The sequence below is a fragment of the Pseudomonas sp. genome, from assembly GCF_033723075.1.
In the GTDB taxonomy this organism is placed as follows: Bacteria; Pseudomonadota; Gammaproteobacteria; order Pseudomonadales; family Pseudomonadaceae; genus Aquipseudomonas.
In genome coordinates, this window is the sequence record NZ_JAWVXU010000015.1 from 130,567 (window position 1) to 144,544 (window position 13,978).

The window sequence follows — 13,978 nt, forward strand, 5'->3', positions numbered from 1 at the left end:
GTGTATCAGGTTGGCGGATAACTTGCCAGAGCGCGCTGCAGCGCCGCGCGCAGCGCTTTGCTGCGTTCGCTCTGGCTACCGTCGCTGAGCATTTCGGCGCTGCCGCTCCACAGGGGTTGGCCGTCCTGAGCGTCGAACAGGTCGATGCGTACTACCAGCACTTCTTCCTCATAGGTGCGCACCAGCGGTGCACTGCCCCACAGGCCGAGGTGATCACCATAATAATTATGGCCGTAGTAGCTGCCATAGCGATCGGCAACCTGACGAATGCGCCGCTCCAGGCGTATCTCGGTGCTGACTTCGAGGTCGGCGGCGCTGCCGGGTTGGGCCGGGCGCAGGCCGCGCTGATCGAGGGCGTTGCTCAGCGCCTCCTGGACCAGGGCCGAACTGGCCCAGGCACTGCCTGCCGGTTGTTCGCGCCAGGTCCAATTGCGGTAGTGCGCATAATCACGCGCGGGGGCCGGGTAGGCGCTGAGGTCCAGTTGGCTGCCGGCATGCGCAGGGGCCGGCGGCAGCGGGGACGATTGCGCCGTGTAGGGATTGTTGCTTTGGCACGCTGCCAGCAAGGGCAACAGCAACAGCAGGGGGAAGACTCTCATCGTGTTCTCCGCCAGCGCCTCGCCGGCCGTCTTTTTGTAGATCCTATTATGCGCAAGCCCCGCAGGACGAAGGAGCGGGCCACGCCCGCGATGCTTTTTGCAGGCATTCCCTAGCGCGGCCATGGAACTCGCCGCTTCTGCGTCTTCCCCGAAAACCGGCCCGGATTGTATCCGGGCGACGGCTCCGTCCGTCGCAGTCAGCGCGGTCGGCAGATCCAGTGCAGATAGCGGCCCAGGCCGGCAAAGCTTGGGTGGCGGCGGTAGGCCAGCTCCATTTCCAGCAGGTCGATCAGCTCGGCCTTGGCCTGGAACTCATGGGGCATATAGTCATGAAAAACCCTGATGCCACTCTGATTTTCGACCTGCCAATACGACTCGAGTTGCGTTGCCAACTCGCGTGGATCGATCGGTCGCTGCGGCGTCAGGCTCTGTTTCTCGCCGGCGAACTCGGCCTTGCGCAGCTTGCGGAAATGGCCCTTGAGCAGGTTGCGGTAGATCAGTGCGTCCTTGTTGTAGAAGGCCAGCGACAGCCAGCCGCCCGGGGCGCAGAGCTGGTGCAGCACCGGCAGAATGGCCTGCGGCTCGGCCAGCCATTCGAGCACCGCGTGACAGACCACCAGGTCGTAGGGCTGCTCGAGCTGGCCAAGCAGGTCCTGCCAGGGGGCCTGGATGAAGGTCGCCGGCTGGCCGGCCCCGGCGAAGCGCGCACGGGCACCGGCGAGCATGGGTTCGGCGGGTTCGGCGAGGGTTACCAGGTGGCCGCGTTCGGCCAGCCACAGCGCCATATGGCCGAGCCCCGCACCGATGTCCAGCACCCGCAGCGGTCGATCCGGCAGGGCTTCGGCGAGGTCGGCCTGGAGCACCGCCAGGCGAATCGCGCCCTTGGCGCCGCCATAGATTTTCTCGGCGAAGCGCGTCGCCAGTTCATCGAAATGCCGGTCGCTCATGGCGCGAACCGCCGTTCGCTGTCGGCCAGCTTGGCGCGCACCGCCTGCTCCATGTCGATCCCCAGTTCGCTGCATAGCAGCAACAGATAGAGCACGATATCACCCACTTCCTGGCCGGCGTGTTGCAGCTGCTCGGGGGCGAGCTGGCGCGACTGCGCCTCGCTCAGCCACTGGAAGATCTCCACCAGTTCGGCCATCTCCACGCTGGCGGCCATGGCCAGGTTCTTCGGGCTGTGGAATTGCCGCCAGTCGTTGCGGTCGCGGATGGCGTGCAGGCGGGCGGTGAGTTCGGTCAGGTTCATGCGGCTCCGGGGGAGATGCGCTGGGGTGGACGCGCATTGTTTCACGGGGTCAGATCACCTGCCAGCGTCCCGCCATATGCTGCAGGTCGTTGTTGCCGGTGAGGCTGAACTGGCCGTGGGCCGCCGGTTCGCTGGCTTGCAGCTTGACCTGGGCGGGCAGTAGCACGGGCTTCTGGAAACGCACGTCCACCGCATAGCCGGCTGCTGGCAGGTGCTCGCTGAGTGCCGCCAGGCTGCGTGCCTTGTTCCACAGGCCGTGGGCGATGGCCCGCGGGAAGCCAAACAACCGGGCGCTCAGCGCGCTGAGATGGATCGGGTTGTAGTCGCCAGCGATGCGGGCGTAGACGCGGCCGATATTGGCCGGTGCCTGCCAGCTGTCGACGTCGAGCAACGGCAGCGCAGACTCCTCGCTGCGCTCGCTTGGCGAACCATCCAGCTTGAGGCCACGGCAGAGAATTCGGCTGTCGCCCTCCCAAAGCAGGCCGAGCTGGTCGTGCAGGCGGGTGAGCAGGCTGAATACCGCGCCTTTTTCGTGCGCGGCCAAGTTGTTCACTTCCACGCTGATGCTGAAGGGCCCGAGCCCACCCAGCTGGCGAATCACCCGGATGCGGTTCTCCAGATGCACCAGACCCAGCAGCGGAAAGGGGAAGCTTTGGTCGGTGAGCAGTTTCATCTGTAACGGGAAGGCCAGGATATGCGGGTAGGTGGCGGGCAGCCGGCCGTCATCGAGAAATCCGCAAATCTGCCGGTAACGTGCCAGGTGTTTGGCCTCGACGTTGACGCCGCAGCGCAACCCCAGGCTCGGCAGGGTTCGGCCTTTCACCCCACGCCGCAGTGCGGCACGCGCATACAGGCCAGGCAGGGCGGGTGGGGTGGGCAGGTCGAGCCAGTCGATGGCCATGGGCAAGCTCCTCTGAACGAATGGCAGCAGCTTAGTCTGCTGTCGGGTACTTACAGTGGCGGCTTGTGTAGGGGCCGCCCGTGAGTCGTGGGCTTCGCTGGGTGTTGGGTGAAAAGCCCGCTGCTGGTTCTGCGCGCGACATCAGGCTCCCAACACACTCTGCCCGCATACCCGCAGCACCTGTCCAGTCAGTGCGCCGGAGCCGGGCTGGGCGAACCAGGCCACGGCTTCGGCGACGTCCTGGGGCCAGCCGCCTTGGCCCATGGAGTTCATCCGCCGTCCGGCCTCGCGCAGGGTGAAGGGGATAGCGGCGGTCATCCGGGTTTCGATAAAGCCTGGCGCCACCGCATTGATGCTGATACCACGCTGGCTCAACGCCGGCGCCCAGGCCTGGGCCAGACCGATCAGCCCGGCTTTGCTGGTCGCGTAGTTGCTCTGGCCCAGATTGCCGGCGATGCCGCTGATCGAGGCGATCAGCACCACACGGCCGTTGTTGTTGAGCTTGCCGGCCTCCAGCAGTGCCTGGGTCAGCACCTGCGGGGCCTTGAGATTGACGTCGATCACCGAGTTCCAGAAGCTATCGCTCATCTTCGCCAGGGTCTTGTCACGGGTGATGCCGGCGTTGTGGACGAGGATGTCGAGGCCGTCGGGCAAGGCTTCGATCAGTCGGGCCGGGGCGTCCTCGGCGCAGATGTCCAGCGCCACGCCGCGTCCTCCCAGGCGTGCGGCCAGCGCATCGAGGGCATCCTTGACCGCTGGCACGTCCAGCAGCACAACTTCGGCACCGTCGCGCGCCAGGGTCTCGGCGATGGCTGCACCGATGCCGCGCGAGGCGCCGGTGACCAGGGCTTTCTTGCCGGCCAGCGGGCGTGTCCAATCCTTGACCTGTACGTTGCAGGCCGAGAGGCGCAACACCTGGGCGGAGATGTAGGCGCTCTTCGGCGAGAGGAAAAAACGCAGCGCGCCTTCCAGCTGATCCTCCGCGTCTGTGCCGACGTAGATCAGCTGGACGCTGCCGCCATGGCGGATTTCCTTGCCCAGCGTACGGGTAAAACCCTCCAGCGCGCGCTGCACACTGGCGGCCTGCACATCCTCCAGCGATTCCGGCGCGCGGCCAAGCACCACCACCCGAGGGCATTTATCCAGGCCCTTGAACACTGGCTGGAAGAAGTCGCGCAGCTCGTTCAACTGCTCGAAGCGGGTCAGGCCGCTGGCATCGAACACCAGCGCCTTGAGCTTCGGGCCGTGCTCGGCGGTCCAGCCCGGCAGCTCGAACTGGCCCTCGCGGGCAGCGAACAGCGCATCGGTGAGCTTGTGGGCAAATAGCTGCACGGAGCAGGCCAGGCTGCCTGTGCCGCCGAGCAGCAGGGCACCGTCGACCGGCCGGCTGCGCCCGGCCATCCAACGCTCCAGGCGCAATGGCGCGGGCAGGCCGAGGGCGCTGACCAGGCGGCGACCGGCAGTGGAGTTGGCGAAGGCGAGGTAACGATCGGACATGGTGAGGCTCCTGCTGGCGCATCAAAAGTTAGGCTCACTCTACGCAGACAACAGAAATGCACAATTGACCGTGTCACCTGCTGTGCCAGCAGGCGGCCAATGCGACACTGCGACCTCAGGTTGGCCTGCGCGCCATTTCCCTCACGCAAGGAGTCATCCATGACCCAGCTGCGCCGTGTCGCCATCGTTGGCGGCAACCGTATTCCCTTCGCTCGCTCCAATAGCCTTTACGCCACGGTGAGCAACCAGGAAATGCTCACCAGCGCACTGGAAGGCCTGGTGGAGCGCTTCAACCTGCATGGCCAGCGTATGGGGGAAGTGGTCGCTGGGGCGGTGCTCAAGCATTCACGCGATTTCAACCTGACCCGCGAATGCGTACTCGGCTCGCGCCTGGCACCCGAGACACCGGCCTACGACCTGCAGCAGGCCTGCGGCACCGGCCTGGAGGCTGCGCTGCTGGTGGCCAACAAGATCGCCCTCGGCCAGATCGAGTGCGGCATCGCCGGGGGCGTCGACACCACCTCAGACGCACCAATCGGAGTCAACGAAGGGCTGCGGCAGATTCTCCTGGAGGCCAATCGAGGCAAAACCACCGGCGATAAACTCAAGACCTTGCTCAAGCTGCGTCCGCGTCATCTGACTCCGTCGCTGCCGCGCAACGGCGAGCCGCGTACTGGCTTGTCGATGGGTGAGCACTGCGAACTGATGGCGCAGACCTGGGCCATTCCCCGCAACGAGCAGGATCTGCTGGCCATCGCCAGTCACCAGAAGCTCGCCGCGTCCTATGCCGAAGGCTGGCACGACGACCTGCTCACGCCGTTCCTCGGCCTGACCCGCGACCAGAACCTGCGCCCGGACATCAATATCGACAAGCTCGCCACCCTCAAGCCGGTGTTCGAGCGCGGCCCGCACGGTACTCTGACTGCCGCCAACTCCACGCCACTGACCGATGGTGCCTCGCTGGTGCTGCTGGCCAGCGAAGACTGGGCCAAGGCCCGCGGCCTGCCGGTTCTCGCCTACTTCAGGGACGGCGAAGCGGCGGCGGTGGATTTCGTCAAGGGCGTCGAAGGCCTGCTGATGGCCCCGGTCTATGCGGTGCCGCGTCTGCTGGTGCGCAACAATCTGACCCTGCAGGACTTCGATTACTACGAAATCCACGAGGCCTTCGCCGCCCAGGTGCTCTGCACCCTCAAGGCCTGGGAAGACGCCGACTACTGCAAGACCCGCCTGGGCCTGGATGCCGCGCTGGGGGCGATCGACCGCAGCAAGATTAACGTCAAGGGCAGTTCGCTGGCCGCCGGCCACCCCTTCGCCGCCACCGGCGGGCGCATCGTCGCCAACCTGGCCAAACTGCTCGCCGTGGCAGGTGAGGGCCGTGGCCTGATCTCCATCTGCGCCGCTGGCGGTCAGGGTGTGACGGCTATCCTGGAGCGCTGAAACCGCTAAGTACGACGGGTTGTGGGCGCGCATTGATTCGCGATCGAAGGGCAAGCCCGCCAGGCTATCGCGAACGAACGTGCTCCTGCAGGCCCACGCGCCGCTCCATACGCAGGATGGCGTCGAGCGAAGCGATGCTTCTCGGCTTGCGTAGGCGGGTTTTTTTCATAAGCGTTTAGTCGAGGAGGCGGATGCGGATATCGCTGAGGCCCACTTCATCGGCCCGGCGATCCAGGCTGGAGCGCAGATTTTGCTCCCAAGGGGCGTCTTCCACCATGCGTAGCTCGTCGGTGTGCTTGTGCAGCAGACGTAGGCGCACCTGGTCAAAGGTGGGTTCGTCGAATTCGTCGAGAGTGAGGGCGTCGGGGTGACCGTTGAGGCGGTAGTCAACCTGGTAGTGCTTCAATTCATGCATGGTGGGATTCTCCGAGGTTCGGTTTAAGTTCGGACAACTGAATCGGCTGCGATTTCCCCGGCTGATTCAGCCCGCCTCGGGTTCGGGCGTGTGGTTGCCGGGCCGTTCGCCTTCCAGCAGCGCCGCCTTGCGTGCCAGACCCCAGCGGTAGCCACTCAACGCGCCATTGGCGCCGATCACCCGATGACAGGGCACCAGCAGGCCCAGTGGATTGCTCGCGCAGGCCCGCGCCACGGCGCGTGGGTGGCTGCCAATACTGGCGGCCAGTTCGCCATAGCGCCGCGTCTGCCCCGTCGGGATTTGCTGCAGGGCGCGCCACACCTGATGCTGAAAGACCGTGCCGCGCAAGTCCAGGGGCAACTGCGCGGCGCGTTGCGGTTCCTCGATTTGACCAATGACCTGCTGCAGCCAGTCGCCCAGGCCGGCATCGTCGCGTTGCAGCCGGGCGGCGGCGAAGCGCTGACGCAACTCGCTTTCCAGCGCCTCGTCGGTGTCGCCGAACAACAGGGCGCAGGCGCCCTTGGCGCTGCTGGCCAGCAGCAACTTGCCGAGCGGGCAGGCGGCGATGGCATAACGCAGGGTTTCGCCGGCACCGCGCCGGCGCCGTTGTGCCGGGCTCAAACCGTCGCCCTGTTCGTACAGCGGGCGGGTGCCGGAATAGCCGGCGGCCAGCGCCGCCTGCAGCACCGACTCGGCCTGTGGCAAGCCAGCTTCAAATTGTGCGCGGCGTTGGGCGTTGGCCCAGGCCTTCGGTGTCAGCCCGGTGCGCGCCTTGAATGCGCGGGCCAGATGCGAGGCGGACAAGCCAATGCGCGCGGCGAGTTGTTCGAGGGTAGGCGTTTTGTCCTGCTCGACCAGCAGGCGGCAGGCGGCGGCGACCAGCTGATCGAGCTGTTCGGCCGGGCTGGCACCCTGCGGCGAGCAGCGCCGGCACGGGCGGAAACCGGCGGCTTCGGCGCTCTGCGCATCGGCGTGGAAGCTGACATTGCGCCGCAACGGTCGGCGCGCCGGGCAGCTCGGCCGGCAGTAGATGCCGGTGGAGCGCACGGCGAAGACGAACTGGTTATCGCGCGCGGCATCGCGTGCGCAGACGGCTTGCCAGCAGAGGTCAGGTTCGAGCATGGCGCGGCTCCACGAAATAATGAGTCGATTGTCGACCCTTGCGCCGAGCACGCCAATGCGAATTGCGCTTTCAAAGTGTGCTGTCCGGATTGCGCTTCAAGTCTCCCCACCCCGACAGCTGCGGGAATGCAGGCAGCGTTAGCCGTGACGGGGCCATCGGCTGGTCAGAGCCTGTGAAAAAACGCTCAGTGCCAGTCGAGGTTGAGCGCTTCCTGCCAGGCGAAGCGCTCGAAGTGACTGGCGACCACCTGCTTGAGCTTGTCCAGCTGCTCCTGGTCCTGGCTCCGCACGGTCAGGCGCAGGCCATCGTTTTCGGCCTGGAGCAGTGTCAGGCCGAAGGCGAACTCGATACGGCCTTGCTGTTCGTCGAAACTCACCGGGATCTTGTGGGCGAAGTGCTTGCACAGGCGGCCGATATAGCGCCCGGGGGTGGCGGTAGGCACATGGGCGTTGGCGCTCAGGGTCATGGGTTCTCCAGGGTGTGGGTTAGACCGCTGTCGCAGGCGCGGATTGATCCGCGAAAACACTCGAAATAGCGACAAGGGGCCGCGGCCAACGCGGAACATCGGCCGGCCGCTCCTGCGACCTTTAATAACGGGGGGGAGCATGGGTTTTGCTGCAGGCAGCGGCTCAATAGCCGACGGTAAACCGCTGGCGGATATGTTGTGGATGTTCCAGTTCGTCGATGATTGCCACCGCCAGGTCGGCCACGGAAATATCCGCCGGTGCCTTGTCGTTCATCAGCAATTGGTCGCCACCGATGCGGAACTGGCCGGTGCGTTCGCCCGGCTGCAGGAGTGCCGGTGGCGAGACGAAGCTCCAGTCCAGTGCGGTTTCGCCCTGGATCAGCTGCAACGCCTGGCGCGCACCCTCGGCGCCTTCCTTGTACTCGGCGGGGAACTCCGGCGTGTCGATCAATTGCACACCGGGTGCGACATACAGGCTGCCCGCGCCACCGACCACCAGCAGGCGCTGCACGCCGGCCTGTTGCGTGGCGGCGATGATCGCCCGGCTGCCAGCGACAAAACGCTCGCGGATATCGGCGCTGCCCCAGCCGGGGTTGAAGGCGTGGATCACCGCGTCATGGCCCTTGAGCTGTTCGGCCAGTGCGTCGGCGTTGTAGGCATCGCCGGCCACTGCGCTGAGCGCCGGGTGCTGCGGCAGCTTCTCTGGATGGCGGACGATGCCGCTGACCTGGTGACCACGGTTCAGGGCTTCTTGCAGGACGGCTGCGCCAACGAAGCCGCTGGCGCCGATTAGGGCGAGTTTCATGGGTGTCTCCAGATGGGATTAAGTGAGACAGATAATCGCAGCTGGATAACGGTCGGAAAAATAGGCTAAAAAGGCTTTAACTATTAAGCAGGGCTTACGAATGGAGCAGTTAAAGCGCATGGCGGTGTTTGCTACCGTGGTCGATCGCGGCTCCATGGTGGCGGCGGCCGAGGTGCTGGGCATGACGGCCTCGGCAGTCAGCCAGCAGATTCGCAAGCTGGAGGAGAGCACCCAGGTCAGCCTGCTGCACCGCACCACGCGCAAGCTGACCCTGACCGAGGCGGGCGCGACCTTCTACCAGAGCTGCGCCCAGGTGCTGGCGCTGGCCCAGCAGGCCGAACAGCGCCTGGCCGAGTTGCGTGATGCGCCTGTGGGTGAGTTGCGCATCGCCGCGCCGGTGGGGTTGCCCGGCAAGCTGCTCAGCGCGGCATTGGCACCGCTGCTGAGCGCCCATCCGGGGTTGAGCCTGCGGCTATTTTTCCACGACGAGAAGATCGATCTGGTCGAGCAGCGCATCGATTTGGCCATCCGCGTCGGCCGTCAGGAGGATTCCAGTCTGGTGGCCCGCCATGTGGCCGACTGGCCCATGCTGCTGTGCGTGGCACCGGCCTACCTGGCGCGTTGCGGCTGGATCGCGACGCCGCAGCAGCTGCTCGGCCTTGACTGGATCGGACTCAATACCGACCGCGCCCAGCATCTACTGCTGCGCGATCCGTCCGGTAGCGAGGAGCGCCTGCGCCTGGAGAGTCGGATTGCCTGCAACAACATTCTGGCGGTGCGCCAGTTCACCCTGGCGGGCATGGGCGTGTCGCTGCAGCCGGAGCCGGAAATTCGCGAGCTGCTGGCCCGCGGCGAACTGCTCAATCTTCTGCCGGACTGGCGGCCCGAGTCCATCGGCCTGTATATCGTCACGCCGCGCCGCGATGCGCAACCGGCCAAGGTACGTTATGCCATCGAGGCACTCCGCCAGCATCTGCAGGCACTCTGAGAGCTGCTGAGCAGGCCGCTGAAAAACCTAGGCGAGGCAGGCAAGACAAGGCGCTAGGTATTAACAGCCGAAGGCTGGTCAAAGCGCCGAGGAAGCGGACTGGGCTCGCACGCGAGTTTACCAGCTGTAATGAACATTACTCGCTTCACTCGCCCTGCGGGCCGCGCTAAAGCGCGTTAGCGGCAAGCCGCTTTCCGAGGCCGTTTTTAACGCAGTATTGCCAACGTAGGTAGTTTTTCAACGGCCTGCTATTGCCAGTCGAGGCTTAGCTCGGCTTGCCAGGCAAAGCGCTCGAAGTGGGTGGCGATCAGGTGCTTGAGCTTTTCCAGGTCTTGCAGGTTATTGCTCAGGGCGGTGATGTGCAGGCCGGTTGTGTCCGCATACAGATGCGAGAGGCCAAAGGCGAACTCGATGCGACCTTGATGCTCATCGAAACTGACGGGCAGCTTGTGGCTGAACTGCGTGCACAGGCGGCTGATATAGCGCGCCGGCGTAGCGGTAGCGACATAGCTGGAGGCGATGCATGCTGCGCTGATGCCGTTGCACCGGCTGGGCTGGGCTGGGCATGGCGCAGGGCGGCGAGGTCGTCCAGCCTGTTGTGCGGGTAGAGGGCGGGCCTCTGCGTAACAGTGCTGATGCCAGACTGGGCACGTTTCATGGTTGTATCCCCCAATCACTGCAGGCTCAGGCAGAGCGCCTTCGCGGGTTCCAGTGCGTATCGCACGCCCTTGGGGCATGGATTGCTTGTGGATGTGCTGCCATCGGACAGTGCTTAGTCCCTTTTGGTTGCATCGGGCGCTTGCTTGTAACGCCTGGTTTGCTCCGGTTGGTCGGCTCCAGCGTGCCGCCAGTCGGCGTGGTTGAGCGGTTCTCGCCACGTCGGTTAGGCCTGCGCAATCCCTTGCAAAGTGGGCCTTGCCGACAGGAGGGTGGGCACTGCTTAAAGATTGCCGTATAACGGGCGGCAGATACGCCTTGGGCAACACAGGACCCCTGATTAAAGCTAATGAAGACGCCAAAACGTATTGAACCCCTGGTCGAGGCTGGTCTGGTCGACGAAGTGATACGCCCGCTGATGAGTGGCAAGGAAGCCGAAGTGTATGTGGTGCGCTGCGGCGATGAGCTGCGCTGCGCCAAGGTCTACAAGGAGGCCAATAAGCGCAGTTTCCGTCAGGCAGCGGTCTACCAGGAAGGCCGCAAGGTGCGCAGCAGCCGCGATACACGGGCCATGACCAAGGGCACCAAGTACGGCCGCAAGGGCCAGGAAGACTCCTGGCAGAACGCCGAAGTGGCCGCCTTGTTCCATCTGGCTGGTGCTGGGGTGCGGGTGCCCAAGCCCTACGACTTCCTCGAGGGTGTGTTGCTGATGGAGCTGGTCCTCGACTATGAGGGCGCCGTTGCGCCGCGTCTCAATGATGTCGACCTGCACCCGGAGGATGCCCGCGAATACCATGCCTTCATGATCGGTGAAGTGGTCAAGATGCTCTGCGCCGGCCTGGTGCATGGCGACTTGTCCGAATTCAACGTGCTGCTGGGGCCTGAAGGCCCGGTGATCATCGACCTGCCGCAGGCAGTCGATGCCGCTGCCAATAGCCATGCCTTCAGCATGCTCGAGCGCGATGTCGGCAATATGGCCGCCTATTTCGGCCAGTTCGCCCCGGAACTCAAGTTCAGCAAGTATGCCAAGGAAATGTGGGCGTTGTACGAGGCCGGCGAACTGACGCCGGACAGCCCGCTGACCGGCGAGTTCGACGATCCTGACGAGGCCGCCGATATCGATGCGGTGCTGCGCGAGATCAAGGCTACCCTGGCCGAAGAAGCGCGCCGCCAGGCGCTGCTGAATGCCGAGGACGCCCCGGTTGGCGAAGAGCCGCCGCCGCCCTGGGCGCAATGATCGGTCTCAGTAGATAAGGCGCTGCGCCCTGTGGATCCCATGTTGATGCGCAAGCCGCGCAGGACGTAGGAGCCGGCGGAGGCGCCTGGCTGGGGGCGCTTGGCCCATGGCCTGGATGCTGTTGGCAGGCATGCCCTATCGCGGCCATGGCATGGGCCGCTCTTGTGAAGGCCCCGAACATACCAGCCCGGATTTCATCCGGGCTACTTTCGTCGACCCTCACAAGCGCGCCACCTGGAAGGTATCGCAACGGCCGACTTGACCCTGTTCGAAGCCGAGCTTGAACCAGCGCATGCGCTGCGCCGAGGTGCCGTGGGTGAAGGAGTCCGGCACCACCTGGCCGCGCGTCTGTTTCTGCAGGCGGTCGTCGCCGATGGCATTGGCGGCATTGAGTGCTTCCTCCAGATCGCCCGGTTCCAGCCAGTCGAGTCGGCGCTGGGCGTGATGGGCCCAGATCCCCGCCAGGCAATCGGCCTGCAGTTCCTGACGCACCAGCAGGCCGTTGTCGCCCTCCATGCGTTCGCCACGCTGGCGTGCGGCATGCACCTTGGCGGAAACGCCTAGCAGGGTTTGCACGTGGTGGCCCACCTCATGGGCAATCACGTAGGCCTGGGCGAAGTCGCCGGCGGCGGCAAAGCGCTGTTCCAGTTCGCGGAAGAACGCCAGGTCCAGGTAGACCCGCTGATCACCGGGGCAGTAGAAGGGGCCGACCGCCGAGTCGGCGAAGCCGCAGGCCGAGTCGACCCCGCCGCGGAACAGCACCAGGGTCGGGTCGCGGTATTGGCGGTCGGCGCTCTGGAATATTTCGCGCCAGGTGTCCTCGGTGTCGCCGAGGATGGCGCGGACGAACTCTGCCTGTTCATCGTTGACCGCCGGTGGCGCACTCTGCCGCGAGTCGAGCGAACTGGTCTGGGTGGCCTGGCCGGCCAACTGGCCGAGGATCTGCAGCGGATCCTGGCCCATCAGCAAACCGATGATCACCACGGCGGCGACACCGCCGAGGCTCAAACCCTTGGCCCCGCCAAAGCGGGTTCCGCCACTGCGGCCGCGCGCATCCACTACGTTATCGCTGCGTCTTGCCCGTTTCCAGCGCATTGCCCGGCTCCCTTCGCCATTTACTGGCCTTCAGTGTCGTCGCACTGTCCTGTCGCCGCCAGCCCGGTTATCAGGTCAGTTCCCGCGGGTCCACCCGTAACTCGGCGCGCGCCAGCAGTTGCACGCTGCCGCCCACACTGACCCGGTCGTCGCTGCCGAGGCAGACATCCAGCCGGCTGGGACGGCCTAGGAAGCGTCCCTGGTTAAGGCTGAAGGGCTCGGCGCGGCGATGCAGGCCGTGTTCCACCAGGAAGGCCGCCACCGGGCCGGCGGCGCTGCCGGTGGCGATGTCTTCGATGACGCCGAAAGGGTCCCAGGTGCGTCCTTCGTGGTTATCCACGTCCAGCAGGAATACGAAGGCGGCGCCATGGGTCGCCAGCTCGGCGTCCAGCGTGCGCTGCTGCCTGGCCTGGGCCAAGCCCTGGGCGGTGACTGGCAGGATCAGGTAGGGCAGGCCGGTGCTGACCACGCTGGCCGGGTAGCGGCGATCCAGCTGTGCGCCGCTCAAGCCAAAGGCCTCGGCGATCACCTGGGCTTGCGCAGGGACGAGTTGCGCCGCGAATTCGGCCACGCCCTGGTCCATCTGCGCATAGAAACCCCGCTCCTGGCGGCGGGTAAGCAGGCGCACGCTCTTGGCGGCCAGCTGCAGGGTCCACTCGGCGTCCGTGGCCGGGTCCTGCAGGTGGTGCAGCAAGGCGGCCGCGCCGAGGATCGGATGGCCGGCGAAGGGCAGTTCCTCCTCCAGGGTGAAGATTCGCGCGCCCTGGACCTGCGGGTCGCTGCCAGGCAGCAGGAAGATCGACTCGAACTGGCGCAGCTCGCGGGTCAGTGCCTGCATGGCGGCCGGCGTCAGCTGGCGCGCATCGGGAAATACCGCTACGCCGTTACCGGCCAGCGGCCGCTCGGCGAATACATCGAGTTGCCAGTAAACCAACGCTGACATGGGCGCTCCTTGCGATCAGTTGCCCGGGTAGTCGCCGAGCACGCGCTCCTTGCCCTGCTGGTCCAGGCCGATGACCTGGTAGGCCTGCTGGCGATCGCCCATCTCCATGCCCGGCGAGCCGGCCGGCATGCCCGGTACGGCGGCGCCGAGCAGGTCCGGCTGCTGGCGCAACTTGAGGATGTCGGCCGCCGGTACGTGACCCTCGACGAACTTGCCGTCGATCACCCCGGTGTGACAGGAGGCCAGGCGCGGCGGCACGCCGAGGCGCTGCTTGACCGCGCTCATGTCGCTTTCGACATGGTCGTTGACGCTGAAGCCGTTGTCCTGCAGATGGCTGATCCAGGCCTTGCAGCAGCCGCAATTGGCGTCGCGGTGCACGTCGATGCTGATCGGTTCGGCGGCCTGGGCGAGTCCGGCGAACAGACCGGCGATAAGGATTAACGGACGCATGCTGGCACTCCACTGTGGATCGTTGGCCGAGCATAGCGCTGTCCCGGCAGGGAGCCAAATAGTCGGCTGTATCCGGATATGCCCCGGACAGCCTATGCTGCGCGGACGATTATTGG

The 13,978-nt window shown here is 65.4% G+C and carries 16 protein-coding genes; 3 read left to right on the forward strand and 13 right to left on the reverse strand.

The window, feature by feature from the left end:
* Positions 1-5: 5 nt before the first annotated feature.
* From R3355_RS17850 to R3355_RS17870, 5 genes are all read right to left on the reverse strand, one after another.
* Positions 6-599 carry a DUF4136 domain-containing protein gene (locus tag R3355_RS17850; protein ID WP_318962414.1) on the reverse strand — a complete coding sequence of 198 codons (594 nt, stop codon included), beginning with the start codon at positions 597-599 and terminating at the stop codon, positions 6-8.
* Positions 600-796: 197 nt separating this feature from the next.
* Positions 797-1,546: a methyltransferase gene (locus tag R3355_RS17855; RefSeq protein WP_318948562.1), complete on the reverse strand. Its 750-nt coding sequence runs from the start codon at positions 1,544-1,546 to the stop codon at positions 797-799.
* Positions 1,543-1,848, reverse strand: a complete 306-nt coding sequence (locus R3355_RS17860) for a nucleotide pyrophosphohydrolase (protein ID WP_318962415.1) — start codon at positions 1,846-1,848, stop codon at positions 1,543-1,545. The genes R3355_RS17855 and R3355_RS17860 overlap by 4 nt, the downstream gene beginning before the upstream one ends.
* A gap of 49 nt (positions 1,849-1,897) precedes the next feature.
* On the reverse strand, positions 1,898-2,749 hold the full coding sequence (locus R3355_RS17865) for a MaoC family dehydratase (protein ID WP_318962416.1): 852 nt from the start codon (positions 2,747-2,749) through the stop codon (positions 1,898-1,900).
* Positions 2,750-2,890: 141 nt separating this feature from the next.
* Positions 2,891-4,246: a 3-oxoacyl-ACP reductase gene (locus R3355_RS17870; RefSeq protein WP_318962417.1), complete on the reverse strand. Its 1,356-nt coding sequence runs from the start codon at positions 4,244-4,246 to the stop codon at positions 2,891-2,893.
* Between the two features lie 159 nt (positions 4,247-4,405).
* On the opposite strand from R3355_RS17870, the gene R3355_RS17875 reads away from it, so the two are divergent.
* A complete protein-coding gene (locus tag R3355_RS17875) occupies positions 4,406-5,683 on the forward strand; it encodes an acetyl-CoA C-acetyltransferase (protein ID WP_318962418.1) in 1,278 nt (425 codons plus the stop codon).
* Between the two features lie 175 nt (positions 5,684-5,858).
* On the opposite strand, the gene R3355_RS17880 is transcribed toward R3355_RS17875, so the two are convergent.
* From R3355_RS17880 to R3355_RS17895, 4 genes are all read right to left on the reverse strand, one after another.
* Positions 5,859-6,098 (reverse strand): hypothetical protein, encoded by a 240-nt coding sequence (locus R3355_RS17880; RefSeq protein WP_318962419.1) that lies wholly within the window; start codon positions 6,096-6,098, stop codon positions 5,859-5,861.
* Positions 6,099-6,164: 66 nt separating this feature from the next.
* Positions 6,165-7,220, reverse strand: coding sequence for a bifunctional DNA-binding transcriptional regulator/O6-methylguanine-DNA methyltransferase Ada (gene ada / locus R3355_RS17885; RefSeq protein WP_318962420.1), 1,056 nt, complete (start codon positions 7,218-7,220; stop codon positions 6,165-6,167).
* 185 nt (positions 7,221-7,405) lie between these two features.
* Positions 7,406-7,687, reverse strand: a complete 282-nt coding sequence (locus R3355_RS17890; protein ID WP_318962421.1) for a DUF2218 domain-containing protein — start codon at positions 7,685-7,687, stop codon at positions 7,406-7,408.
* Positions 7,688-7,850: 163 nt separating this feature from the next.
* Entirely contained in the window at positions 7,851-8,492 is a 642-nt protein-coding gene (locus R3355_RS17895) for an NAD(P)-dependent oxidoreductase (protein WP_318962422.1), read from the reverse strand.
* Between the two features lie 100 nt (positions 8,493-8,592).
* On the opposite strand from R3355_RS17895, the gene R3355_RS17900 reads away from it, so the two are divergent.
* A complete protein-coding gene (locus R3355_RS17900) occupies positions 8,593-9,480 on the forward strand; it encodes a LysR family transcriptional regulator (protein WP_318962423.1) in 888 nt (295 codons plus the stop codon).
* A 248-nt stretch (positions 9,481-9,728) separates the two neighbouring features.
* On the opposite strand, the gene R3355_RS17905 is transcribed toward R3355_RS17900, so the two are convergent.
* Entirely contained in the window at positions 9,729-10,157 is a 429-nt protein-coding gene (locus R3355_RS17905; protein ID WP_318962424.1) for a DUF2218 domain-containing protein, read from the reverse strand.
* A gap of 329 nt (positions 10,158-10,486) precedes the next feature.
* Here R3355_RS17905 and R3355_RS17910 point away from each other — a divergent pair, with 329 nt between their 5' ends.
* A complete protein-coding gene (locus R3355_RS17910; protein ID WP_318948554.1) occupies positions 10,487-11,374 on the forward strand; it encodes a PA4780 family RIO1-like protein kinase in 888 nt (295 codons plus the stop codon).
* Positions 11,375-11,593: 219 nt separating this feature from the next.
* Here the strand turns inward: R3355_RS17910 and R3355_RS17915 are convergent, their stop codons facing one another.
* The 3 genes from R3355_RS17915 to R3355_RS17925 all read right to left on the reverse strand — a co-directional run bounded on the left by R3355_RS17915 (position 11,594) and on the right by R3355_RS17925 (position 13,862).
* Positions 11,594-12,469: a neutral zinc metallopeptidase gene (locus tag R3355_RS17915; RefSeq protein WP_318962425.1), complete on the reverse strand. Its 876-nt coding sequence runs from the start codon at positions 12,467-12,469 to the stop codon at positions 11,594-11,596.
* A 70-nt stretch (positions 12,470-12,539) separates the two neighbouring features.
* Positions 12,540-13,412 carry a PhzF family phenazine biosynthesis protein gene (locus R3355_RS17920; protein ID WP_318962426.1) on the reverse strand — a complete coding sequence of 291 codons (873 nt, stop codon included), beginning with the start codon at positions 13,410-13,412 and terminating at the stop codon, positions 12,540-12,542.
* A 15-nt stretch (positions 13,413-13,427) separates the two neighbouring features.
* Entirely contained in the window at positions 13,428-13,862 is a 435-nt protein-coding gene (locus R3355_RS17925) for a DUF411 domain-containing protein (RefSeq protein WP_318962427.1), read from the reverse strand.
* Positions 13,863-13,978 lie beyond the last annotated feature (116 nt).

What these genes read in the sequence shown, in the direction of transcription:
- R3355_RS17850 (WP_318962414.1), bottom strand. Translation starts at nt 599, where the DNA reads ATGAGAGTCTTCCCCCTGCTGTTGCTGTTGCCCTTGCTGGCAGCGTGC.
- R3355_RS17855 (WP_318948562.1), bottom strand. Translation starts at nt 1,546, where the DNA reads ATGAGCGACCGGCATTTCGATGAACTGGCGACGCGCTTCGCCGAGAAA.
- R3355_RS17860 (WP_318962415.1), bottom strand. Translation starts at nt 1,848, where the DNA reads ATGAACCTGACCGAACTCACCGCCCGCCTGCACGCCATCCGCGACCGC.
- R3355_RS17865 (WP_318962416.1), bottom strand. Translation starts at nt 2,749, where the DNA reads ATGGCCATCGACTGGCTCGACCTGCCCACCCCACCCGCCCTGCCTGGC.
- R3355_RS17870 (WP_318962417.1), bottom strand. Translation starts at nt 4,246, where the DNA reads ATGTCCGATCGTTACCTCGCCTTCGCCAACTCCACTGCCGGTCGCCGC.
- R3355_RS17875 (WP_318962418.1), top strand. Translation starts at nt 4,406, where the DNA reads ATGACCCAGCTGCGCCGTGTCGCCATCGTTGGCGGCAACCGTATTCCC.
- R3355_RS17880 (WP_318962419.1), bottom strand. Translation starts at nt 6,098, where the DNA reads ATGCATGAATTGAAGCACTACCAGGTTGACTACCGCCTCAACGGTCAC.
- ada (WP_318962420.1), bottom strand. Translation starts at nt 7,220, where the DNA reads ATGCTCGAACCTGACCTCTGCTGGCAAGCCGTCTGCGCACGCGATGCC.
- R3355_RS17890 (WP_318962421.1), bottom strand. Translation starts at nt 7,687, where the DNA reads ATGACCCTGAGCGCCAACGCCCATGTGCCTACCGCCACCCCCGGGCGC.
- R3355_RS17895 (WP_318962422.1), bottom strand. Translation starts at nt 8,492, where the DNA reads ATGAAACTCGCCCTAATCGGCGCCAGCGGCTTCGTTGGCGCAGCCGTC.
- R3355_RS17900 (WP_318962423.1), top strand. Translation starts at nt 8,593, where the DNA reads ATGGAGCAGTTAAAGCGCATGGCGGTGTTTGCTACCGTGGTCGATCGC.
- R3355_RS17910 (WP_318948554.1), top strand. Translation starts at nt 10,487, where the DNA reads ATGAAGACGCCAAAACGTATTGAACCCCTGGTCGAGGCTGGTCTGGTC.
- R3355_RS17915 (WP_318962425.1), bottom strand. Translation starts at nt 12,469, where the DNA reads ATGCGCTGGAAACGGGCAAGACGCAGCGATAACGTAGTGGATGCGCGC.
- R3355_RS17920 (WP_318962426.1), bottom strand. Translation starts at nt 13,412, where the DNA reads ATGTCAGCGTTGGTTTACTGGCAACTCGATGTATTCGCCGAGCGGCCG.
- R3355_RS17925 (WP_318962427.1), bottom strand. Translation starts at nt 13,862, where the DNA reads ATGCGTCCGTTAATCCTTATCGCCGGTCTGTTCGCCGGACTCGCCCAG.